The following is a 25755-nucleotide window of genomic DNA, read 5'->3' on the forward strand; positions in this document are numbered from 1 at the left end:
ATAAAAAACCCAGACATCCATCTGGGTTTTTTATTATCAACTAACCTAAACTTTATAAATACTAACCAAATATTTATATCACAAAAGTATAGCTGGCTTGTTAAATTGGTATTAATGAAATGTTATTTATTAAATATGCTGTATTAATTTCTTATCAAAGAATTAACCTGATCACCCCACTTATTCTCCTATCTTTAATCACGCTACATGAGCTAGATTAAACCAGTTATTAATCAGTATAACGGGTTTCTTTTCCTCTATATGGCTCAAATTAAAAATCATTTTTATAGATCTGGTTTTCAAATTGAATAAACTTTGTACTGTAATTCATGAACGTAATTTCAAAAGAAAATTTCGCTAAGGCAACTGGCATTTGCAATGTTCCTATTCCGGGTCTTGCTTCCTTTTTAATGTGGTTCTTGAAAATTAATAATTTCAATGGAATGATCAGGGATGCAAATTCTTTAGAAGGAGAAAAATTTGCTAAACATGTGCTAAATGTTTTAGGGGTAAGCATTCAAATGAGTGACGAAGATTTAGCGCATATCCCAAAGGATGGTGCTTTTATTGCTATTGCAAACCATCCATATGGTGCGATAGAATCTTTAGCCTTATTAAGTACCCTTGCCAATCATCGCCCTGACACCATGTTTATGGGTAATTTTTTGCTAAAGAAAATTCCTAATCTGGAAAAATGTATCATCGCTGTTAATCCATTTGAAAAAGTGCAGGATTCATCAAGTATCAGCGGATTAAAAATAACGTTGAAAGTGCTGAAAGATGGAAGTCCGGTGGCTATTTTTCCAGCAGGTGAAGTTTCTTCGTATAAATTCAGAAAAAATCAAATTACAGACAAGGAATGGCATCCGGTAGTAGGCAAAATTATTTCGAAGGCAAATGTTCCTGTTTTACCGATCTATTTTCATGGTAATAATGGAATTTTCTTTAGCTTGTTGAAATTAATCCATCCATCATTACAAACGGCTAAACTCATCTCTGAATTATTTAATAAAAACGGGCATCAATTAAAAATCAGCATCGGTAAACCAATTAAACTCATTGATATTGATTATAAAAATTGCAATCATTCATTATTAAATTACCTTAGAAACAGCCTTTATTCCTTAAAAGGGAATAAATAAATGCTTGAACTATTCCTATATTAATTTCTTATTAAGTTCGCCTAACAGTTTAACATAAAGAAATTATTGCTTTTAGGTTAATTATGTGTAAATTCAATATAACCAAATATGGAGCGGTTTGAAAAGCGGGATATCAACATATTTTATAAGGACCTTTTTGTTCATTTGCCTTGCGATGAATCTCGTTACGGTAAAGGGACAAAACTATTCTTTCGATTTTTATGAGGGCACCTTTAATTTCAATGCCGATTCTTCTTTATCTATACCTGTTTCTGAAATGGCTTCAGCAGGCGAAGTAAAGCAGTTTTACGCCAGGATAGCCACAGCCCATTATGATGATTTAATTTCTAATCTTAAATCTTACCAGGAGAAACATCACCTGAATGACTGGATTTATTACCAGCTCATCCGTAAAGTGGCTGAGCAAATCAGTCCTAAATCAGAGAACTATTTTCGTTATACATTATATAAATGGTTTATTTTAAATAAATGTGGTTATGACGCCCGGTTGGCTACAGGAAATAATCAGGTAATATTTTATATCAGGAATGAGGAAGACATCAGTGACATTCCTTTTTTTATGATCGACCGTAAAAAATATATGTGTTTAAACTATCATGATTATGGGAAATTATTTAAACAGGCTGATGCCTATAAACCAATAGATATTGCAATCCCTGAAGCAAAAAATCAGTTTTCATATAAAGTAACCCGGATGCCTGATTTCAAGCCGGAAGGTTATGAGGATAAGAACATCGAATTTAATTACAGGCAAAAAAATTATCACTTTAAATTAAAAGTAAACAAAGAAGTACAAAACATTTTCAAGAATTACCCCGTCGTAGATTTTGAAAGTTACTTTAACATCCCGTTAAGCAGAGAAACCTATAGCTCTTTAATTCCTACTTTAAAGGAAAACCTAAAGAAAATGGATCAAAAAAACGGCATCGATTACCTGATGCGTTTTACCCGTTATGCATTTTTATATGAAGATGACGGAGAAAATTTAGGCAAGGAGAAACGCAATGCCCCCGAACAAACCCTGCTAAGTCAATACAGTGATTGTGATGACCGGGCTGCCCTTTTCTTTTACCTGGTTAAAGAGATCTATAACTTACCCATGGTGGCCGTACTTTATCCTGAACATTTAACCATTGCTGTAAACCTGGATAAGCCTGTGGGCAATACCCTTACCTATAATGGCCGGCAGTATTCATTTTGTGAACCTACACCACAAATTCGGGATTTAAAAATCGGACAGATTTCCTCCAGTCTGAAGCATAGCAAATATGAAATTGTATATGCTTATGAACCAAAAAGAACTGCTAATTAAGCAGACCAACATAAAATTAACTTTAATTTTATGTTAACTCAAAGTTATCTTATTGCTAAGAAGACTGAACTGTTCGCCTTTTAATCTACTTTAGCCCTTACTTAAATTAATTGCAATGTCGGCTATTATATATAACATACTAAAAGAGTTTTTTGTCCTCATCCATGAACATCCGGTTAAGGCAAGAATTATGTCACCAGTGAATGATGAAAATAGCTTTACTTTTCAGATCAGTTTGCATTTTAAAAACAATAGTAGTGCAGATGCAAATATTCCAAATTCTACATTTACCTCGTATGCCACTGCCGAAAGGCATTTATTAGGATATTTAGACGCCTTTCAAAATACGATGGATTTAGGTGGCAGTATAGCTGAAGGGACCAGGTTTTAATTATTTTTTCGCATTTTCTTGTATTAATGCTGAGCCGATAAATGGTTTTCAGTAATCTTTAGTAAATATTTTACATGTTAACTTCAGTTAGTTTTGTTAACATAATCATAATGTTAATTTAACTTAGCGATATTTTATCTTTGCATAAATCCTAATTAAGTTAAATGAAAAAGCACAAATCTAAGTCGAAGAATATTTCGGCAAACAAGAAAGTACGTAAAGAAATAGAAAATAAACTAACAACAGCATTTAACGAGGTTCTGGCGCAGTTTGGAAAGGCAAAGAAAACGGAGCAGGTAATAGAGAAATTCGCCAAACGTCTTTCAAAAAAAATCAACCTGAAACCTGCAGATGATTCGATCGAACCATTTATAAAAGAAGAAGTAGCTGTTGTAGTGAAAGAAAAAGCGGTTAAGCCCGCCATAGCAAAAAAAATAAAAACGCCGGTAGTGGAAGCGCCGGAATTAAAAGCATAAAAAATGCCCTGCTGGTTTTAATCAGCAGGGCATTTTTGTTTATAATCAGCTATTAGAAGCTATATCTCAATCCCAGTTGCATCTGATAACGTGATGCAAAAAAGTCTCTCGAATAAGAAGTAACGTTCCCCTTATTAAATGTGTAACTAGGATAAGTAGTTGCATTACCTGCAGAAATTACTTTTCCAGCAGCATCTTTCTCAAGAGATAATCCAACATTCGCCATTGAATTGAATGTATTCGGAGAGAAATACTGGATACCCCAATTCTTATTTACCAGATTGGTTAAGTTCACAATATCATAAGTTAAGGTTAAAACATGAGGATGTTTTCCTTGTGCGACCTGAATATCCTGAGAGAATCTGAAATCAGCCTGAACGTTCCATGGTGTACGTGCACCGTTACGCTCTGTGAACTGGCCCCTGCGGGTACTCAGATATTTATCTCCGTCTATGTATGCATCAAATGCTGCAGCCTGTGCCTGATTGGCTGAAGAAAAGAATTTCGAAGTTTCACCAACAGCCGGGATATAAACTAAACCAACTGTTTGTCCAGTATTATTTACCGTAGCATTTACAAATCCTAAAGAGTAAGGAGCACCGGACTGTGCACTAAAGAAAATGGAGAAGTTACTTACATACTTATTGTTTTTAGCCCAGTCTAACCTGTAATTTAAGGTTGAAATAATCCGGTTACGCACATCAAAGTTAGAATAAGCCAAACCTGGGTTATTCGGACTTAAGGCCTGATTTAACTGCCAGTTAGATTCCATGGAGTTACGGATACCGTTGGCAATATCTTTAGACTGACCATAAGTGTAGGCAACCATTACATCTAAACCAAAAGGTAAAGATTTACTTACCTGACCAGTTAAGGAATATTTATATCCTTTATCGGTATTTGACAATAGATAAGCGTTTGTATATTTTGAATTAATTTTTGCTCCGGAATAAATGGGCTGCTGGTGCTGTGTATCATAAGCCATATAAGTTGGATTATCTACATAGTTAATTTGCTGGAAAGCAACATCCTGAATAACCTTGCTGTAAATACCCTCTACAGTAAACTTCCAGTTATCCTGGGTTTTGAAATCAAAGGCTAAGTTAGTTCTCCAGGCCTTAGGCATTTTGAAATTATTATCCACTAAATCAACCTGAGTTGCACCATTGGCATCATTGATATTTACACCTTGCTTGGCTGCATATCCGGCTTCGCCGTTTCCGTTTAAAGCATCTTTAATCGGATCACTACCTGCAACCTGGGTTACAGATTTATTTCCGCTTGCAGGTTTAAGATCATAAGCACCATAATTTACACCATTATTATAATAAGCGTAACCTAACCAGGCAAAAGGTACACGACTGGTAAATAAACCACTACCACCGCGTACAATCAAGCTTTGATCACCAAATGCATCGAAATTAAAACCTAATCTTGGTGAAATCTGAATTTTGTTTAGAAACTTGTTATTAATGGCTGAGGGTTGCGTATAAGTATAGGTTGTACCATAATTTGGATCAACTGGTGAGTTGGTCGTTTTATTACTCAAAGTTGGCATGGTTGGTAAATCAGCCATATCGAAACGCAAACCTAAGGTAAGTTTAAATTTATCACTTAAACGCATTTCATCCTGTCCGTAAGCGCTATAAAGATTAACATTGAATTTAGCAGTCGGATTGGCAATAATATTATCGCGTGAGTTATCAGCATAATCAAAGCTGGTACGAACCCTTTTCGGTCTGTTATTCAGAAAGTCGTCAACCGTATCATAAGCTACCCTACCATTCCATGCATTCACAAAACCGTAGTTTATTTTGTAAAATTCATTGTGGGTACCTACCGTAAAATTATGGATGCCTTTACTGAATGAATAGTTATCCGTTAACTCAAAAGTATTTTGTTTCATATTAAAAATACTTGCTTCTCTATCTGTACCCAGGAAAATAGTACCACCACTAGAGCCAATCTCAATTTGTGGAATAGCAGGATCAGAAAGAGGTGTACGGAAATCGTGTACAGTTGAATAACCTAAAATCAGGTTATTGGTAGCAGAATTGTTAAACCTTGTTTTTAAATCAGCAACGGTTGAACTCTGATTATTGTTCTGTTTAAAATCAATTCCTCCAAACCTGAAGTTAGACTGATCTCTTTCTAAATTGGTTGCCTTTGAAACGATGGTATTGTTTCTGATGGTCAACTGTGTACTCTCACTGATATTCCAATCTAAACGGTTAAAGAATTTGTTAGACTGCGAATAGATGTTATAATCGCCAAACGAACCAGCATCTATGCCATAAGCATTTTTCATGCGATCTGAGATTTGCTGCGCCTCAGTCAAGGTAAGCAATTTCATATCCGATGATCCTGCACCTAAAATTACCGGATCCTGACGGCGGGTAATTTCCTCATTGGTGAAGAAGAACAACTTATCTTTTATAATCGGAAAACCAACACGGAAGCCGGTTTGATAATCGTGAAAAGCAGAAGGCTCTTTGCTGTTATCCCCTATTTTATTTCTGCCGATTAATGAAGCATTACGGCCATAACCATAAACAGATCCGGTGACATCATTTGTACCACCACGGGTTACGGCATTGATACTTCCCCCTAAAAAGTTACCTACTTTCACATCATAAGGAGATAAAAGTACAGTTACATCCTGAATCGCATCTAACGATACCGGATTGGTACGGGTACTGCTTCCCGGCATGCCCGAACTACCACTTTGTCCGCCCAGAGATGGGCTAAAACCAATGGCATCATTGTTAATCGCACCATCAATAGTGACGTTATTGTACCTGAAATTGGTTCCGCCAAAGGTATTGTCTTTACTGCCTTGTGGGGTTACCCGGGTAACATCCTGTAAACTCCGGTTCATGGTTGGCATTGTTTTAATCTGACCTTCACCAATGCTGGTACCGGCACCGGATTTTGTCGGGCCTTTTTGTCCTTTTACACTCACATCAGCCAGCTGACTGCCCTGTTCCTGAATATCAATATCCAGTTTCTGATCAGCACCCAGCGCTAAATAGATATTGTCTTTCACTACCGGACTGTAACCTACATAAGTTACGGTGATTTTATAGGGACCACCGGGATTTAAGTTTCCGATGCGGTATAGCCCTGTTTCATTTGATGAAGCTTTAGAGACTGTTCCGGTAGGGACATGAACAACCACAATGGTAGCCCCCGGAATAATCCCTTTCTCATCTTTAATTTTTCCATTTAAACTGGCTGTTGTGACCTGTGCATGAGCAGCGGTAACAAACAACACTAAAATACTAAATAAAAATAGTAAACGCGATTTCATTTTCTGTTGTTTTTGTTTGGTACAAAGCAACAACAGTGATGTTAACCTAATGTTAATTAAAAATTAATTATTGCGTCTTATTTAACATTAAATAAATAATTCAGAAATATATGAGACACAGTTTCTTAACACCCGATTGGGCGACCTGAAAGCGGGTTATATGAAGGGCTAAAGCTACTTTTGAAAGATGAAGATTTCATGAAGATTGAATACTATCCATCACACAAGCATGAAACATAAAAGAATAGTAAACAAAAAAAGCCAGATATCGCTATCTGGCTTTTTAATGAAAATATTAAATTTTAATATACATTAGTTTGTGGTGTGAAATTGGCCCAGCCTGCCGTCCAATCTGAAGTGCCAAATGCACCACGGTGACTCACCACATCGAAACCAGTTAAACCTGTAAAACTCGCACCAGCTAAAAGTATCGATCCAGTATTCAATGTGAATTTTGGCGTAGCACCTAAATCAAAAATACTTCCGTCAATACCTAGATCTTCCCATTTGGCATAAGTCTCGTTTCCAAATGAAGCCGTTTTGAACCAGGCATCAATGGTTTGAGTACCAACATTAGCAGTTGATTTTGTTTCCACTCCGATTGGATTTGGGAATGTTGTCGTACCACCAGTACCGTAACCATTAGCTCCCCAACCATCTACACCCGCAAGAACATTATTTTTGAGCACCAATTCACCATTAGCTGCATTCGCAAGAGTGGTAGATCCATCTATGAACAATCCATTTGGATAGGCTGTAAATACAGAATTATAGATCTTAATTTTATTGTTTCTTCTCAAATGCATTGCATTTTGAAATTGTGTTGAAATGGTTTTAGTTCTATCTTTCTTTGGACCGATAATCGTCACGTTAGAAAACTGAGCCGACGTGAAAGGAGCAACACTTGATCCGGTACCGTCATTATCAACCTCAAAACCATTGGATCCAGACTGGTCAGCAGAGTTGGCATCGCGAATACCAACCGCGAACTGTACCGTACCGCGGAAACCAAAATCAACATCGAAATCATCATCAAGACCACGATAGGCGATTAAGTGTTTTGCATTTACCGTTCCGCCAAACCATTCAAAAGCGTCATCTAAACCATATGAGCATTGTACATAATCAATCACGGTTCCGGAACCAACAGAACCCATTGTTAAAGAGTTCACCTCCTGGTTTGGATTAATTGGTGTGCCGGCATAATCAATTCTAACATATTTTAGAATTCCGGAATTATCAGTATCAACTGTTCCACCATGCCATCCTTCATAAGCACCTTCCAATTCTGCTTCGCCTCCAGATTGATTGTTGGTTGCCTTTCCACACAATACAACACCACCCCAGTCTCCCGGCTCACGCAAACCAGCAGCTCGTTCCGATGTAAAAATAATCGGTTGAGATGCTGTTCCTTCTGCAATTAGTTTATTGCCTCTTTGTACCACCAAAGTACCTTTCGTTTCCCGATCACCGATGATTGTTGTACCAGCTTCAATTGTTAAGGTAATGCCCTCAACCGCTGCTAAACCAGCTTTATTTTTAGGATCTCTTCCAACTCTCACAAAGCCATTAAGCCTGTAAATGTTATCTTTGGTCCATTTTGTGTTCGTTGTAATACTGCCGGCTGCTACTTCCACAACCGGCTTGGTAAACCCGGTAGCTGGATTAGGAGTGGTTCCACCTCCATTACCTGAGTTGTATCCAGCTTCATTATATTCTATCACAGTTGTTTTTTTGCATGAACTAAAAATTAATGTTCCTGCCAAAACAAATGCCATTGCTTTAAGTCCGTTAGTACCAAATTTTGGTTTGTAGCGCTTTTTCATATTCATTTCTTGTTTTTTATGTCTTTTTATTATTGATTAAAATAATTTGTATGAAAGTGTTAATCCGAACTGACGGCCACTTTTAAATTGCGCCGTAACCTGGTCAACTGACTGATCAAAATTTCCATCTTGATTTCCGTCCTGCATCAGGGTAAAATTCTGATTCAGCAAATCATTGAAGTTTGCTTTTAAGGAGAGCTTGTTGGTAAAATTTTTAGTAACGACCAAATCCACAACATTTCTAGGCATCTCATAAATATCCCTGATCAGATCAGTACCTACAAAAGCGATGCGCTTGCCTGCCACATTGTAAAGGAGGTTAACCTGGAACTTAGATTTGATATTATTATAGAATATAGCCGCATTAAGGATATATGGCGACTGGCCCTGCATTGGACGATTATTGGATTGCCCTATTGCACTTGCACCATCAAACATTACTTTACTATTGATGTAAGATGCATTTAATAAGACGGTCAAATCATTCAAGAACTGGCTTTCACTTAAACCTGCCAATGATTTACGCATTTCCAATTCTACGCCAACGTTTCTGACCTTTTGGGCGTTATTAAAATTGAAAGACTGCGCATTAGACCCTGGTATCGCCGTCATCTCAATCGCATCTTTAAACTTTTTATAAAAACCTGAAATACTAATCAATTCGCCTGACGATGGGTAGAATTCATATTTTAAATCAAAATTATCAATCTTTGCTGTTTTTAAATTAGGGTTACCAGCCACATTGAAATTCTGATCAAAATCATAAAATGAGAAAGGTGCAATCTCTCTGAATTCAGGTCTGTTCAGGGTTTTACCATAAGCCAATCTGAATAAAGATTTTTCATTCACATTGAACTGTACGTTAGCAGAAGGGAGTATTCTCGTGATATCGTTGTTTACATTAACAGGTCCATCAGTATCAAAACTATTTAATTTTTGAACGTTATTTTCAACTCTCGCACCTGCAACTATGGTTAGCTTATCTTTATAAGGTAGCACAAAATTTGCAAACCCTGCGAGTAATTTATTTGAAGCATCATAGTTATCATATGGATTTGATTTTTCATCCAATCTAATTCCTGTGGTTGTATTGATATTTTTCCAATCGAAAAGTTCTTCTATAGTACCTTTCAGCAAGGATTGATCAAAATTTAGTGAGTTTGCCCGTACGTAACCAATGTTTCTCGAAGTAAAGGTTCTTTGTTTATCCTCATAATAACCACCAACTTTTAATGAAGGTTTAAACCCTTCTGATTTTGGGGCAAGTGCTTGTTCAATATTAAATGCACCTGTTTTAATGTCTTCATTCATTTTAGAAAAGAATCTTCCCAAAAATTCTGGCTGAGCACCACCTGTTGGCACGAAAATGTTAAAAGTACCATCCCCATTAGCCAATGTTCTGTAACGTGAATAATCGGGCTGATCTCTGAAAGATTTACTATAACCAAAAACCCAATCAAACTTAGTATGCTCGTTATTGAATTTATGCACGCCGGATAACTGACCAGAATAAATCCCCCGGTATAGCACATTAGAAGCGAAATTGGCATAATCCTGTTGCTTTTCAGAACCAAAGCGGCTTACATACTGAGAAGTACTTAACTGGTTATAAAGATTTTTAAATTCAAATGTATTGTTATTATCTAACTTGAAAGCCCAATTGTGTACAATGCCTAAACGTACATTATAGGTATACTGATCATCATTATATCTGTAATTTTCCTCAGCAATTTGCGAAACAGGATCATAAACTTCATAATTCCCTCTAAAAACCGCGTTATTTGTCTTGCTGTTACTGTAAGTGATTGCTGTAATATTTCCTAATAATTTATTGTTGATGTTAAAGCGTTTACTACCATAAATATTTAACTTCTGATCCAGATTTGCCGTATTTACATCTGGTAACCAGTTATTTCTAAGTGCATGACCTGCTGCGTTTAACTTGCTCGCACTGACACTATTCAAATTGGAAGGGAAATTTACAGGCAGATCATTATCACCTGTATTAAAACCAGTAAAGTATAAACTTCCGGTATTGGTTCTTTTGAAATCTTTAAATGTTGCATTCTGGCGATAACTCGTTCCATAATCAATAGTTAACCGGTCGTCATCGGGAATACTCTTGAGAAAAACCTTTACCACACCTCCTGCGAAATCCGCAGGAATATCTGCAGAAGGACTTTTATAAACCAATACCCGATCAATTTGATTGCTTGGAATTAAATCAAAAGAGAAAGATCTGACATCAGTTTCCAAACTTGGAGCAGTGACATTATTGAGTTGAACATTATTGTATCGCTCAGCTAGCCCCCTGATATTAATAAAACGATTGTCAACAATGGTAATGCCCGGAACACGTTTCACTACTTGTGCGGCATCCGTATCACCAGATCTTTGAATGGTTTGAGACGAAACGCCATTTGCTATTGACTGAGATTTTTTTAATTCTGCGAGCAATGAAACCTCAGTACCAGTTTTTCTGGAGCCGGTTACTACAACATCGTTAAGTGTGGATTGATCATCCTCCATGACAACATCTACAACTGTTGTTTTTCCTGGAGTAACCTTTACATTTGGAATAATTTGTTTCTTAAAAGAAATAAACGAAAAGCTTATCCTGTAAGTACCAGGCTTTACGGTATTGAGAATATAATTCCCGTCTGCATCACTCGTTGTACCGATCGATGTGCCTTCTATTAATACTGATAACCCAACTAAGGTTTGCCCCGTAGTTTTATCCGTTATTTTACCAGAAATTTTTCCTGTCTGCGCATACGAGAGCATGCTGATCGTCAAAGCGAACACAGTAAGTGCCGCTCTTTTAAAAGAGTTTAGTAAGTCCAATTTGCCTTTATTTGATAAGGGCAAAGCTATTACCACAGTGTTAACCGCAAGTTAGGTGTTAATTAACATTCCTTTACTTTAAGGTTAACTAAAAGTTAACTGATTTTTTATGTCAGTAACGGATACCAGTTTTCTTGCAGATGAAGTGCAATAACCAGATCGGACCTATTAACAAAAACTTAACATCATCTAAAAAAGAAGGCTTCTTGCCTTCAATTTTATGCCCGATAAATTGCCCGATCCAGGCTGCAATAAAAATAATGGCATAAATGGCATATGCCGTTCCACTGCCTAAACCCACGGCCTGTTCAATCTTAACAATGACATAACTCATTAAACCCACCACCCAGATCATCATAAAAAATAATACGGGTGAAAGTGTAAAGTAATAATATAAACTAAAAGCCAGCAGAAATGAAGCCCAATTGAAAAATCCATTATAACTCCCCAGAAAACCAATATGCGGAAAAGGAATCTGCCATACCAGACCAAGCAAACTAAACACAATTAAAGGAACACAAATCCAGTGCACCATCTTATTGGTATGGTTTTGATGACTTTCTGCATATTGATCAAAAAGGACATCAACAGGGCGCTTGGGCTCTACAGGTATGGTTGGCTTGCTCATGATGTAAAAATAAAAAAAGCGATGGATATTCCATCGCTTAATATAATCTGTATCATCCTTAATCTATGTAATCAACCACTTTAGTGTAAATTACCTTAGTTTAATCTATTTAATCAAACACTTTAGTGTAAATCTGCACAATCATTGTAGTTATTTTGCAAAGGCAACAGAACGGGTTTCACGAATTACGGTAACCTTAATCTGACCCGGATAAGTCATCTCCGTTTGGATACGGGTAGAGATATCAGCAGCCAGTAATTCAGCCTGAGCATCTGTAATTCTTTCACTTTCTACAATTACCCGCAGCTCTCTACCAGCCTGGATTGCAAATGTTTTTTCTACTCCCGGATAAGATAAAGCCAGTTCTTCCAAATCCTTTAAACGTTTAATATAGCTTTCCACCACTTCCCTACGGGCACCCGGACGGGCACCAGAAATGGCATCACAAGCCTGAATAATCGGCGAAATCATTGAAGTCATTTCGATTTCATCGTGGTGGGCACCAATGGCATTGCAAATTTCAGGATGTTCCTTATATTTTTCTGCCAGTTGCATCCCTAAAATGGCGTGAGGCAATTCCGGATTGTCATCAGGCACCTTACCAATATCATGTAACAGTCCGGCACGTTTAGCCATCTTTGCATTTAAGCCTAATTCTGCTGCCATGGTCGCACAGAAATTAGCCACCTCGCGCGAGTGATGTAACAAGTTCTGTCCATAAGAAGAGCGGTAACGCATCCGTCCAACCATACGAATCAGTTCAGGATGTAAACCATGAATGCCTAAATCAATGACGGTACGCTCACCAATTTCTACAATTTCATCTTCAATTTGCTTTTTGGTCTTCGCCACAATTTCTTCAATACGGGCCGGGTGAATCCGTCCATCTGTCACCAGACGGTGTAAAGCCAAACGGGCAATTTCCCTTCTTACCGGATCAAAACCAGATAAAATAATCGCTTCCGGTGTATCATCCACAATAATTTCGATACCGGTAGCGGCCTCTAAAGCACGGATATTTCTACCCTCTCTACCAATTACACGGCCTTTAATCTCATCACTTTCGATATGGAAAATCGAAACTGAATTTTCAATTGCTGCTTCAGTTGCCGTACGTTGAATGGTTTGAATAACCACCTTTTTAGCTTCTTTACTCGCCGTCAATTTTGCTTCATCCACAATATCTTTAACCTGCATCATGGCCTGCGTGCGGGCCTCTTGTTTCAGATTTTCTACCAATTGTTCTTTCGCTTCTTCAGCAGAAAGTCCGGCAATGGTTTCCAGTTGTTTCAGGTGCTGATTTTTTAATACTTCAACTTCTTCCTGCTTTTTAACAGCTAAATCGGTTTGCTTTTCAAGATTTGCCTTTTGCTTATCCAGCTCCTGCTCTTTTTTGTTGAAGTTTTCCATGCGCTGATTAACAGATTGTTCTTTCTGTTTCATCGTGTTTTCGCGTTGGTTAATGGTATTGTTTTTAGCATTTACTTCCTGCTCATGCTCTGCTTTTAATTGCAAAAATTTCTCTTTTGCTTCCAAAAGTTTATTCTTCTTTAAGATTTCCGCATTATTCTCTGCGTCTTTCAAAATCTTTTTAACCTTGTTTTGAGCGGCAACTTCCTGCCCTTTAAGCAAGTTGCGTAGTAGGAACCTCCCTACCGCTATACCGATACCTAAGCCTGCTATTAAGGCAAATATGTATCCTAGAATTTCCGTTATCTCCATTTTGTTTTTTAAGTAAAAAAAAACCGCAACTAATTTTTAAAGCCTCATTATTTTAAACCTCAACTAAGCATAATTGGGATTTAAGCCATTTTCAGGTGCTTAAAGCAGATGAAATACGCCCTCTTAACCCCATAGATATTGAAGTGTTAAGTTTTATAAATTTTGAAACTCAAAAACTAGCCGCGGCTATGTCTTTATGCTAATGATAGAGACTCGTCATCCTGAATCTATTTCAGAATCTTGTTAAAAAGGCACTGAAACAAGTTCAGTGCGACGAATCGCCAAAGAACGATCCTTTATTTTTTGAAAAAACCATTAAGTAAAACATCCAACTCTTCAACTTTATCGGCAACTGCAGTATCCTGGTTTTGCACCTGGTTTTCCGTTCTTAATACAGCCGTTGCATAATGCAATACAGCCATAGAAAGAAGATCCTGCTTATCCCTAACCGCATAATTATCCTGATAATCTTTTATGCGCTCATTGATCATTTTAGCTGCCCGTCTCACAATTTCTTCCTCTTCTGTATTCACCTTTAAAGGGTAAATACGGTCGGAAATGGTTATTTTAATCGAGATTTCTCCCATTTGTTAGCTTAGTTTCTGATTTCTCCGCATCATTTATTTTTTTAACAATGCGATACTTTTATCAATCTCCCGCACAAAATCGTTAATTTTCTGTTTAATATCAAGTGATTTCTCACTCGCCCCTTCTATACTTTTAGCCAGTTTCGTAACTCTTAATTTTTCTTCAAGATCTACGGTCTTTGCTTTCGAAGTATCAACGGCTACTTTTAACGATTGATTTTCAAGCTTTAATAAATCATTTTCTTCCTGTAAGGCATCACATAACTCGATTAAACGAGCCGTTTTTTGTAATACCTTATCTAATTGATCAGCAACAGAAGTCATGAATTTATTTCTAAAAATACGAATTTATATTTTATTTCCTAATTTCTGCCCCTGCTTGCTGCGTTAAATTTGCAATGAGCTTCTGCATCGTACTTTCTATTTGCTTATCAGTTAAAGTTTGCTCCTCATCCTGCAAAATGAAATTCAAGGCATAAGATTTTTTACCTTCAGGCAATTTGTCTCCCACATACACATCAAAAACCCCTACTTCTTTAATCAGCTTTTTATCGGTTTTAAAGGCAATTCCTTTTAAAGTATCAAAGGTTACTGCCTGATCAATCAATAAAGACAAATCGCGGCGCACCTGCGGGTATTTTGACAGCTCCTTATTCACTATTTTATTTTTCTTGACGATATCTAAAATAGCAGCCCAGTCAAAATCGGCATAAAAAACTTCTGCATGAACATCGGCCAGCTTACGGTCGGCTTTTGTGGCAGCACCAAAACTTACAATGGCTTTATCTCCACGGAAATATTTAATACCATAGGCAAAGTGCACATCATTTAAAGTATCTGTCTGATAACCCGAGATGCCTAAACGGGATATGATGCCATCAACCGCTGCCTTCAGGTTGTAAAAGGTAGCCGGTTTGGCATGATGATTCCACTGCTCACTTTGTTTTGCACCAGAAATCAGCAACAATAACCGTTGCCGCTCTACATAGCGTTCATTGATCAAATGATAGGTTTTACCAAATTCGTAAAACTTCACATCAGCATTTTTACGGTTCTGGTTATACGCAACGCTTTCGAGGGCTGGCATTAATAACTCCTGGCGCATCACATTCAAATCACTGCTTAAAGGATTTAAAATAAATACGGCCTCATCTGGTTGTTTTGAATAGGCTGATTTAGTTAACGAGTTACACATGATTTCCGCATATCCGTTAGCCGTTAATACATCTGCAATTACATTTTGCGTATTTTCTTTCTCCGGCTTCACACTATATGACAATGATGCATTTACCTTCGATGGAATTTCGATATTGTTATAGCCGTAAATGCGCAATACTTCTTCGGTAATATCACACTCCCGGGTTACATCCACCTTAAACGACGGAACCCTTAAAGCCAGTGTATCATCAGAAGTGCTGGTGGCCGTAATACCCAAAGCGGTAATAATATGTTTAATCTCCGCAGCAGGAATCTGTGCACCAATTAATTGATTGATATTGGTGTAGCTTACTTCAAATTCAAACGGACGAATGAGTTCAGGATAAATATCAGAAACTAATGAAGAAATTTCTCCCCCGGCCAGTTCTTTAATTAAAATAGCGGCATATTTCAAGGCCGTAACCGTAATTTCCGGATCGGTTCCACGCTCAAAACGGAAAGAGGCATCAGTTTTTAAACCATGACGTTTTGCTGTTTTACGGACTGAAACCGAATTGAAATAGGCACTCTCGAGGAATATGTTCTTCGTATCGGCATCAACGCCCGAAGTTTTTCCGCCAAATACACCGGCAATACACATCGGTGCTTCAGTGTTGCAAATCATTAAATCGTCTGCATTCAATTTACGCTCTGCATCATCAAGGGTTACAAAAGGTGTTCCTTCGGCAACTTTCTTTACGATCACCCTGCCGCCAGCAATTTTATCTGCATCAAAAGCATGTAAAGGCTGACCTAATCCGTGTAAAACGTAATTGGTAATATCCACTACATTATTAACCGGGCGGAGGCCAATTACTTTTAATTTATCTTTTAGCCAATCCGGAGACGCTGCAACGGTAACACCAGAGATGGTTACACTGCTGTAGCGCGGACAGACGTCCATATCTTCCACTTCAACCGGAATCACTAAATTTTCGTTATCGGTTTTAAAGGCAGAAAGGTCGGGCATTTCATAGTCGCTTCTGAAATAAGCAGCCAAATCTCTGGCTACACCTAGATGAGAAGCCGCATCGGCACGGTTTGGTGTTAAACCAATTTCGAAAACAAAATCATCGTCCATTTTGAAATGGTCTTTGGCGCGGATTCCGATTTCAGTATCTTCAGCCAGAACCATAATTCCATCATGAGACTTTCCTAAACCAATTTCATCCTCAGCACAGATCATGCCCTGCGAAACTTCTCCCCTGATTTTAGATTCTTTAATTTTAAAAGGCTCACCTTCCAGTGGATAAACAGTAGTGCCAACCGGGGCAACCACTACTTTCTGACCGGCACCTACATTTGGCGCGCCGCAAACAATCTGAAGACTTTCTTTTCCGCCAATATTTACGGTAGTGATGCGCAAGCGATCGGCATTAGGATGGGGCATGCAGGTTAAAACTTCGCCAATCACCAGGCCCTCTAATCCACCCACTACAGGCTGCACTTTATCTACACTTTCCACTTCCAGGCCAATATCGGTTAAGATCAGGGAAAGCTCCTGAGGCGTTTTGTTTAGCTGAACGAATTGTTTTAACCAGTTATAGGATATTTTCATTTGTAAGTATCAAGTAGTGAGTATCATGTATCGAGATAATTGTCGATACTTCGATTTCATAAAACGCAAAGATATTATTAAAAGCTTAAAGCAGAAAACTAAACCGGAAATCTTCGGGCAATAATGCTAAGCTGGTCAGCTATGTCTTTGAACCATGCAAACTGCAACTTTAAAAGATTCCTCCACTGCGGTCGGAATGACGACGATGCTGATGACGAAGTGAACACCATTGTGCCACCGTCCTCCCGACTGGAGTGTAACGGAATGGAGAGATCTTTGAACCATACCATTCTTCAACCTGAAAAGATTCCTCCACTGCGGTCGGAATGACGACGATGCTGATGACGAAGTGAACACCATTGTGCCAGCGTCCTCCCGACTGGAGCGTAGCGAAATGGAGAGATCTTTGAATCATACCATTCTTCAACCTGAAAAGATTCCCCCACTGCGGTCGGAATGACGACGATGCTGATAGCGGAACTACAATCATTGCGCCACCGTCTTCCCAACTGGAGTGCAACGAAATGGAGAGATCTTTGAACCATACCATTCTTCAAGCTGAAAAGATTCCTCCACCGCGGTCGGAATGACGACGATGCTGATGATGGAGCTACAACCATCGCGCCACCGTCCTCCCGACTGGAGCTTAGCGAAATGGAGAGATCTTTGAACCATACCATTCTTCAACCTGAAAAGATTCCTCCACTGCGGTCGGAATGACGACGATGCTGATAGCGGAACTACAACCATCGCGCCACCGTCCTCCCGACTGGAGTGTAACGGAATGGAGAGATCTTTGAACCATACCATTCTTCAACCTGAAAAGATTTCTCCACTGTGGTTGGAATGACGACGATGCTGATGACGAAGTGAACACCATTGTGCCTGCGTCCTCTCGACTGGAGCGTAGCGAAATGGAGAAATCTTTGAACCATACCATTCTTCAACCTGAAAAGATTCCTCCACTGCGGTTGGAATGACGACGATGCTGATGACGAAGTGAACACCATTGTGCCATCGTCCTCCCGACTGGAGTGCAACGGAATGGAGAGATCTTTGAACCATACCATTCTTCAACCTGAAAAGATTTCTCCACTGCGGTCGGAATGACGACTAGGCTGATAGCGGAACTACAACTATCGCAACACCGTCCTCTCGACTGGAGCGTAGCGAAATGGAGAGATCTTTGAATCATACCATTCTTCAACCTGAAAAGATTCTTCTACTGCGGTCGGAATGACGACTAGGCTGATAGCGGAACTACAACTATCGCAACACCGTCCTCTCGACTGGAGTGCAACGGAATGGAGAGATCTTTGAATCATACCATTCTTCAACCTGAAAAGATTCTTCTACTGCGGTCGGAATGACGAATATGCTGATTACGAAGTGAACACCATTGTGCCACCGTCCTCTCGACTGGAGTGCAACGGAATGGAGAGATCTTTGAACCATACCATTCTTCAACCTGAAAAGATTCCTCCACTGCGGTCGGAATGACGACGATGCTGATAGCGGAACTACAATCATCGCCCCAACGTCCTCTCAACTGGAGTGCAACGAAATGGAGAGATCTTTGAACCATACCATTCTTCAACCTGAAAAGATTCCTCCACTGCGGTCGGAATGACGACGATGCTGATGATGGAATAATAACCATCGCGCCAGCGTCCTCTCGACTGGAGCGTAGCGAAATGGAGAGATCTTTGAACCGTACAATTCTTCAACCTGAAAAGTTTCTCCACTGTGGTCGGAATGACGACGATGCTGATGACGAAGTGAACACCATTGTGCCACCGTCCTCCCGACTGGAGTGCAACGGAATGGAGAGATCTTTGAATCATACCATTCTTCAACCTGAAAAGATTCCTCCACTGCGGTCGGAATGACGACGATGCTAATAGCGAAGTAAACACCATTGTGCCAGCGTCTTCTCGACTGGAGCGTAGCGAAATGGAGAGATCTTTGAATCATACCATTCTTCAACCTGAAAAGATTCCTCCACTGCGGTCGGAATGACGACGATGCTGATGACGAAGTGAACACCATTGTGCCTGCGTCCTCTCGACTGGAGCGTAGCGAAATGGAGAAATCTTTGAACCATACCATTCTTCAACCTGAAAAGATTCCTCCACTGCGGTCGGAATGACGACGATGCTGATGACGAAGTGAACACCATTGTGCCACCGTCCTCCCGACTGGAGTGCAGCGGAATGGAGAGATCTTTGAACCATACCATTCTTCAACCTGAAAAGATTCCTCCATTGCCGTTGGAATGACGACGATGCTGATGACGAAGTGAGCACCATTGTGCCACCGTCCTCCCGACTGGAGTGCAACGGAATGGAGAGATCTTTGAACCGTATTATTAATTGATCATTACCAGCAAAGTATCTCTGGAGATAAATCTTTCCATTCAGCATTTTTAGCATGAATTAATGTTTCTTTTTTCGATCGGTTCCCCTTTTTTAACTGCTTTTCTCTGGAAATAGCCTCTTCTATTGAAGGGTAAATCTCATAATAAATACAAACTGAAAGATGGTATTTAGCAGTAAACGAATTTGGATTAAATTTATCGCGATGCTGAACAATTCTAACAGCTAAATCAGATGTGACACCGATGTATAATGTTGTTCTTTGATAATTGGTCATAATATAAATACAACCTCCTCTTTCCATTAGCTTTTTATTTCAAGATACGAAAAACTATAATTAAGGCCACAGTGAAACGGAAGTGATATTTAAGATTAGGTTTAATGTTCAAAGATTCCGCTACGATGGTCGGACTGACAACTATGCCGATAAAGGAATGACAACCATCGTGTCAGCGTCTTCTCGACTGGTGCGTAGCAAAGTGGAGATATCTTTGAATCATGCAAATCGGAACTTTAAAAGATTCCTCCACTATGGTCGAATGACGAATAAAGTTAATGTTGGCATAATGATAACAGTATAACTTTATGTACAAATACCCCCCTAATTCCTGATATTCAAATTCGATAAAATTACCGCGCAGGCACCCGCGCCGATTACCAGCATAATCACCGAAACCAAAATCAACATTAAACCAGGTTTTAGCGGTTCATTCTTGACCGACTTAACGATCACCAGAATAACACCAACAACAAACAGCACGGCAACAGCAAACCAATAGATTAGAATAAGTCCCATTTTAAGAATTTGCTAACATAACCGCACAGGCACCTCCGCCAATCACCACCAAGATAACTGAAGCAATCAGCATTTGAACACCAAGTTTCACAGGCTGACTATTTGATGATTTTACGATTATGGTGATGATCCCTGCAATGAATAAACCTACAATGGCCAGCCCGTAAAGAAAAAATAAGATGACAATCATACTAATTCATATTTAATTTTTCCCTGATGGCATCAATTTTATGGTCACGATAAAAAATATTCATCGTCTCAAAAGGCACCATCTTATATTGATCACTCACAATATGAACACAGGACTTCTTCACCGCCCGAACATCAAAATCAAGGGGATCCATAAAGTTCATAATAATAATGCGAAACAGGTTATCATAGCTCAGATTATCCGATTTCACCCTCGGCAAACAGCACATCAGTTCACCAAAAGTATCTTCAGCACAATCAACAGAAACGCCGGTGCTAAATAAATTAAGCATATGTTCTTTCAATTTCTCGTCATGCTCAAAAACAATGGTATTTTTAGAATTATTCAGCAAATCTTCCGGATTGATCAAATGTGTCATCGGAATAACCTCATCCCCGATCTTTAAGGCGTAAGCCATGCAAAGTGCATCGGGATTACAGGGTACCGGGATTAAGTCCTGCGGTGTAAAGGTTGGGTATTGTTCGTAAATTTTGCGTCTCACCTCAGTTAAGGTAATCCGCCCCTGCTGGTCATTGTAATCATCATTTCTGCCGGCTACCTGTGTAGGCTGAAAGGTTACCCCGCGAACACAACGTTGCTTCAAGGCATAATCGAGGATATCACCAATTTCATGATCATTTAAACCGTTTTGCAGCGTCACTACCAATGTAGTTGATACATTAAACTGATTTAAATGGTCAATGGCTTTCTTTCTCACTTCAGTCAAATCCTCACCCCTCATTTTGGTTAATACCTCCGGACTAAAACTATCGAACTGCAGATAAATCTCAAAATCAGGCATGTACGAAGCCAGTTTCTCTACAAAGTTGATGTCTTTGGCCATCCTGATGCCATTCGTATTTACCATCAAATGCTTAATGGGCTTGGTTTTAGCCAGATCAAGTATTTTGAAAAATTCAGGATGAACGGTAGGCTCACCACCAGACAGCTGAACCACATCAGGTTCTCCTTCATTGGCAACCACCACATCCATCATACGCTCAATTTCAGTTAAGGTCCGGTGTCTACCATAATGAGGTGATGACATGGCATAACAGGTGGGGCAGGCCAGATTACAGCGATCAGTCACTTCAATCACGGTCAGACAAGAATGCTGTTCATGATCGGTACAAAGCCCGCAATCATACGGGCAACCGTAATGCACTTTGGTATTAAACTTCAGTGGCATTTCTGATTGCTTATTGTAATTGCGGATTTGTTTATAATACTCCACATCATCAGCAATCATTACTTTGCTATCGCCATGCGTTCTGCAGTTTTTTAACATAAACACTTTTGCAGCCTGAAAAACAATTTTTGCATCGCAAAGCAGGAGGCATTCCGGACAAAGGCTTTTTGTATAATCGTAGTATATGTAATCTCTTGTGTTGGCCATATCCTTTTAAATGAAAATAGTTCTTGTTAACCTGATCATGAAGGTATAATAATACGCAAAAATTAGCATTGCCGACCAATGAATGCTGCTTAAATTTAAAAATAAGGATTGATATGGTTTAATAAATTCGATCAGAAAACGGAACAAAAAGTACAGTACCATAAATAACTTGAAGCGGTCACCATTGATCAGTGTTTTGTTTTTAATCGCCATAAAAAAGCAAAACAGCAACACCAGATAAACCATTTCATATAACATAATCGGATGTCTCAAGATACCATCGCCCAAATCCATTCCAGAAAACAAAGTAGTTGGGATCCCATAGGTGGGCTCATCAATTCCCATTGAAAAACAACCGATGCGTCCGATAAACAAAGCTATGATGATGGGAATCACATAAATATCGCCCGACGCAATGTTAACACCGATGATCTTTTTAATGATTTCTACGCCGAACAAGCCTCCCAACAAGCCACCTACAATGGTTTTACTTTGATAAAGCACAGCAAAACTCAAATGATGCAATACCTCAGGTGTTTCCAGTACGGCAACCACACGCGAGCCAATGAGTGCACCAAGCATGGCCCCCAGCATAATCCACAAACGGTGTTCATCAGAAATGGGATCGGGAATGCCTTTCTTCAAGTAATAATAAACCCGCACACCCATAATAAAAGCAAGCGTTTCAAAAATATAATGGTAATGATATAAGTTACCAAAAAGTTCAAACTGAAATGGAAACGGACTATCCGATTTCGTGATCATCGTTATTAAAACCAAAGCCTGGCGAAAACCGGCAGGTGATCAGAAAAATACCTTTTATCTTTACTATCGGTGAGTACCGCAAATTTTTGCACCTTAAAACCTCTATTGACAAAAATATAATCGATCCTGTTTGGAAGATCGCTGTTAAAATCGAAATCATTAAAGGTCCCATTTGGTCCGTAAGGAGTTTCCTGGCTGATTTCTTTCGCATCTGTCAGGAAAGATTTGATGGTGCTAATGGCCTCGGTTTCGGGCGTCACATTTAAGTCGCCTGTAAAAACCACCGGCAATGCCGGTGCAATCTGCTGTATTTTTTGTTTAATTAATTTCGCAGATTCGATTCTGGCTTTAACACCTTTATGATCATAATGTGTATTAAACACCAAAAATTCCTTCTTATTCAGCTGATCATATAACCTTACCCAGCTACACACCCTGTTGAGCGCAGCATCCCAGCCCTTCGACGGAACATCAGGTGTTTCGGAAAGCCAGAAAGTTCCGCCATCTTTTTTAGTAAAGCGGTCTTTATCAAAATAAATGGCCGCGAATTCACCTTTCCGCTTCCCGTCTTCACGACCTACCCCTACTACATCAAAATTGGAATTTTTTAATAAGGCATCAAATTGTTCAGGCAACGCCTCCTGTACACAAAGCAAATCGGCATCATGAAATTTCACCAGGGCTTTTACATTTTGCGCCCGGTTTGGCCATGCATTTACCCCGTCATCCGGATTGTTATACCGGATATTGTAAGTGATGATATTGATAGGGCTTCCCTTCGACTGGGCAAAGGCTAAGGTAGAGAGCAGCAATAAGGAAAAAATAAGCTTAACAGTTTTCATGGAATAATAATTTTCAATTTGTCAATATTACTCATTTCATGTTAAATGAATTTTAAGTATTAAAGTTGTTATACAACACAATCCCAATAGAAGCAGATTCAAGCAAAAACCCGCAAACTACGTACACTGCTCTCATTTACTCGCTTTATAAGCGATTACAGATTGAATTGCATTACCCGTAAATGTTATCAAACTTAAGAATGTTACGCTACAAACCTGCATCCTGCGCATCCGGCTTTAAATCATGTCTTCGTCTTTATAACTGAAATAATGGTTCCGGGCAAAAATTAAATGATCCACCACGTACAATCCCAACATGAGTCCGGAGGCGACTAAATCCCTGGTCAGTTTATTATCACTTTCACTGGGTTTCAGGTTTCCTGAAGGATGGTTATGTGCCAGCACGATATTGGCGGCATTGTGTTCAAGCGCAATTTTAAAAATAATCTTCGGATCAGCCACTGTTCCGGCCTGCCCGCCTTTACTGATGAGGTGCCGGCCAATAATGTGATTGGAGCGGTTGAGCAGTAAGATCCAGAACTCTTCATGATTGAGGTCTGCAAAAGTGTTGTAAAGATAATTGTGAACATCACTGGAAGCGGTAACCTGCAATACCTGTTCGTCCTGTGTTTCCTTTCTGCGCAGCCCGAGTTCTAAAGCGGCAATGATGGTGATGGCTTTTGCCTGACCAATGCCCTTAAACTTGGAAAGCTCCTGAATGGATGCTTTTCCGATGTTAGATAAGTTGTGCCCGTAGAAAGATAAAATCCTTTTACTTAAATCCACAGCCGTTTCATTCCTGTTGCCAGAGCCGATAAGGATGGCAATCAATTCGGCATCTGTTAAATGCCTGCGGCCATGCTGCAGTAATTTTTCCCTCGGGCGGTCTTCTTCCGCCCAACGTTTAATACCCAATTTCTGATCGTAATTTTCCATTTTTTCGACAAAAAAAAAGCATCCCAACGTTTGGTTGGGATGCCTGGTACTAATATCGTAAAAAAAATGGATTATGCTAAACCGTTAACGAATTTCGTTAATTTTGATTTATTATTAGCCGCTTTATTTTTGTGGATGATGTTCTTTTTAGCTAAACGATCTAACATAGAGATTACTTTAGGCAATAAATCTGAAGCAGATTTTTTATCTTCTGCAGCACGTAATCTTTTAATAAAAGTACGTGTGGTTTTTGCCTGATATCTGTTACGTAAACGTTTTGTTGCGTTTGCTCTAATTCTCTTTAATGAAGATTTATGATTTGCCATTTCTATTTAGCCTTTTATTTTTCTTAATCGTTTCCTTTAATTCGGGTTGCAAATATAGAGTTTATCTTTTTATAATACAAAAGAATTTTAAATTTTTATTCACTCACATCTGCTATCGCTTCCGAACTGCGAAAATACGATAAATTTATTCATTAACAACACGTTAACGGCAAAGAATAAAATTTAACTTCCATACAGAAAACATACGTAAAAATACTATTTTTGGGGAAATACATTCTGAGTGAAAAAACGAATAGCCATCTTTGCATCCGGTTCTGGCTCCAATGCCCAAAAACTAATGGAGCATTTTAAACGCAGTAACGACATTGAAATTTCGCTGGTGCTGACCAACAATGCCGATGCTTATGTGCTGCAAAGAGCGGATAATTTTGAAATCCCCAGTCACATTTTCGATAAAAATGAATTCTATAAAACGGATGAGGTGATTGACCTGCTTAAAAACCTCGATATCGATTTTATAGTACTGGCCGGTTTTCTCTGGCTTATTCCTCAAAATTTAATTGCGGCCTATCCCGGCCGGATCGTAAACATCCACCCAGCCATTTTACCCAAATTCGGTGGCAAAGGCATGTACGGCGACCATGTGCACCATGCCGTAATGGCTGCCGGAGAAAATGAAGGCGGCATCACCATCCATTATGTGGATGAGCATTATGATGAAGGGGAATACATTTACCAGGCGAAATATAAAATTGAAAAGGATGATCACCTCGAAATGATTAAATTTAAAGGCCAGCAGCTTGAACACCAGCATTACCCCAGGATTGTGGAAAGCCTGGTTAAGAAAATTAAGAAATAGGAATCCGCCTGCTCATCCATTTAAACACCCTGTTGCAGGGCCTGTCAGCCTGAAGTATGAATGTGGATTTGTCGCGTTTACTTACACCGGCATGATGACGAAACATTTGTTCCGGCTTTATTTTTTATTAAACGGCAGAAAATAGCATGTTACATGATAAAATTTGTTTCTGTTGCCATCAACATCATCCATGAAGTGGGTGCTCTGCCGGAAAAATCAAAACCAATCTAGCGTAAAAACCCGAAACCATTCCTGGCCGCATCGTAAAATGGGAAGAGCCATATCATGAAAGCGC

At 39.1% G+C, this 25755-nt stretch carries 21 protein-coding genes; 5 read left to right on the top strand and 16 right to left on the bottom strand.

Going from position 1 to position 25755, the window contains the following annotated elements:
• Positions 1-329: 329 nt before the first annotated feature.
• The 4 genes from OQX64_RS10670 (at position 330) to OQX64_RS10685 (ending at position 3342) form a co-directional block, all read left to right on the top strand.
• Entirely contained in the window at positions 330-1142 is an 813-nt protein-coding gene (locus OQX64_RS10670) for a 1-acyl-sn-glycerol-3-phosphate acyltransferase (RefSeq protein WP_265818755.1), read from the top strand.
• Positions 1143-1317: 175 nt separating this feature from the next.
• Positions 1318-2475 (top strand): hypothetical protein, encoded by a 1158-nt coding sequence (locus OQX64_RS10675; protein ID WP_265818756.1) that lies wholly within the window; start codon positions 1318-1320, stop codon positions 2473-2475.
• Positions 2476-2590: 115 nt separating this feature from the next.
• Entirely contained in the window at positions 2591-2866 is a 276-nt protein-coding gene (locus OQX64_RS10680; protein WP_140418714.1) for a hypothetical protein, read from the top strand.
• A gap of 164 nt (positions 2867-3030) precedes the next feature.
• Positions 3031-3342: a hypothetical protein gene (locus OQX64_RS10685; protein ID WP_265818757.1), complete on the top strand. Its 312-nt coding sequence runs from the start codon at positions 3031-3033 to the stop codon at positions 3340-3342.
• Between the two features lie 52 nt (positions 3343-3394).
• On the opposite strand, the gene OQX64_RS10690 is transcribed toward OQX64_RS10685, so the two are convergent.
• The 16 genes from OQX64_RS10690 to rpsT all read right to left on the bottom strand — a co-directional run bounded on the left by OQX64_RS10690 (position 3395) and on the right by rpsT (position 24640).
• Complete coding sequence (locus OQX64_RS10690) at positions 3395-6652, bottom strand: TonB-dependent receptor (RefSeq protein WP_265818758.1); 3258 nt, start codon at positions 6650-6652, stop codon at positions 3395-3397.
• Positions 6653-6954: 302 nt separating this feature from the next.
• Entirely contained in the window at positions 6955-8484 is a 1530-nt protein-coding gene (locus OQX64_RS10695) for a cell shape-determining protein MreB (protein ID WP_088302944.1), read from the bottom strand.
• A gap of 30 nt (positions 8485-8514) precedes the next feature.
• Entirely contained in the window at positions 8515-11322 is a 2808-nt protein-coding gene (locus OQX64_RS10700) for a TonB-dependent receptor (RefSeq protein ID WP_265818759.1), read from the bottom strand.
• A 112-nt stretch (positions 11323-11434) separates the two neighbouring features.
• Positions 11435-11950, bottom strand: a complete 516-nt coding sequence (locus tag OQX64_RS10705; protein WP_265818760.1) for a DUF962 domain-containing protein — start codon at positions 11948-11950, stop codon at positions 11435-11437.
• A gap of 150 nt (positions 11951-12100) precedes the next feature.
• A complete protein-coding gene (gene rny, locus OQX64_RS10710) occupies positions 12101-13672 on the bottom strand; it encodes a ribonuclease Y (RefSeq protein ID WP_088302947.1) in 1572 nt (523 codons plus the stop codon).
• A 296-nt stretch (positions 13673-13968) separates the two neighbouring features.
• Positions 13969-14259: a cell division protein ZapA gene (locus OQX64_RS10715; RefSeq protein ID WP_265818761.1), complete on the bottom strand. Its 291-nt coding sequence runs from the start codon at positions 14257-14259 to the stop codon at positions 13969-13971.
• Positions 14260-14292: 33 nt separating this feature from the next.
• Complete coding sequence (locus OQX64_RS10720; RefSeq protein WP_088302949.1) at positions 14293-14583, bottom strand: hypothetical protein; 291 nt, start codon at positions 14581-14583, stop codon at positions 14293-14295.
• A 31-nt stretch (positions 14584-14614) separates the two neighbouring features.
• Positions 14615-17014 (bottom strand): phenylalanine--tRNA ligase subunit beta, encoded by a 2400-nt coding sequence (gene pheT / locus OQX64_RS10725; protein WP_265818762.1) that lies wholly within the window; start codon positions 17012-17014, stop codon positions 14615-14617.
• Positions 17015-19393: 2379 nt separating this feature from the next.
• On the bottom strand, positions 19394-19693 hold the full coding sequence (locus tag OQX64_RS10730) for a GIY-YIG nuclease family protein (RefSeq protein ID WP_265818763.1): 300 nt from the start codon (positions 19691-19693) through the stop codon (positions 19394-19396).
• A gap of 297 nt (positions 19694-19990) precedes the next feature.
• A complete protein-coding gene (locus tag OQX64_RS10735; RefSeq protein ID WP_088299971.1) occupies positions 19991-20185 on the bottom strand; it encodes a hypothetical protein in 195 nt (64 codons plus the stop codon).
• Between the two features lies 1 nt (position 20186).
• The gene (locus tag OQX64_RS10740; protein WP_265818764.1) at positions 20187-20375 is read right to left on the bottom strand and encodes a hypothetical protein; all 189 of its coding nucleotides are present in this window, start codon (positions 20373-20375) and stop codon (positions 20187-20189) included.
• Between the two features lies 1 nt (position 20376).
• On the bottom strand, positions 20377-21771 hold the full coding sequence (locus tag OQX64_RS10745; RefSeq protein WP_265818765.1) for a radical SAM protein: 1395 nt from the start codon (positions 21769-21771) through the stop codon (positions 20377-20379).
• Positions 21772-21777: 6 nt separating this feature from the next.
• Positions 21778-22536, bottom strand: coding sequence for a prolipoprotein diacylglyceryl transferase (locus tag OQX64_RS10750; protein WP_265818766.1), 759 nt, complete (start codon positions 22534-22536; stop codon positions 21778-21780).
• Between the two features lie 5 nt (positions 22537-22541).
• On the bottom strand, positions 22542-23378 hold the full coding sequence (locus OQX64_RS10755; protein ID WP_265818767.1) for an endonuclease/exonuclease/phosphatase family protein: 837 nt from the start codon (positions 23376-23378) through the stop codon (positions 22542-22544).
• A 237-nt stretch (positions 23379-23615) separates the two neighbouring features.
• Positions 23616-24314 (bottom strand): RadC family protein, encoded by a 699-nt coding sequence (gene radC / locus OQX64_RS10760; RefSeq protein ID WP_088299976.1) that lies wholly within the window; start codon positions 24312-24314, stop codon positions 23616-23618.
• A gap of 71 nt (positions 24315-24385) precedes the next feature.
• The gene (gene rpsT / locus OQX64_RS10765; protein WP_010603296.1) at positions 24386-24640 is read right to left on the bottom strand and encodes a 30S ribosomal protein S20; all 255 of its coding nucleotides are present in this window, start codon (positions 24638-24640) and stop codon (positions 24386-24388) included.
• A 241-nt stretch (positions 24641-24881) separates the two neighbouring features.
• On the opposite strand from rpsT, the gene purN reads away from it, so the two are divergent.
• A complete protein-coding gene (purN, locus tag OQX64_RS10770; protein WP_088299977.1) occupies positions 24882-25460 on the top strand; it encodes a phosphoribosylglycinamide formyltransferase in 579 nt (192 codons plus the stop codon).
• The last annotated feature ends 295 nt before the right edge of the window (positions 25461-25755 follow it).

This window comes from Pedobacter sp. GR22-10 (genome assembly GCF_026239715.1).
Taxonomy (GTDB): domain Bacteria; phylum Bacteroidota; class Bacteroidia; order Sphingobacteriales; family Sphingobacteriaceae; genus Pedobacter.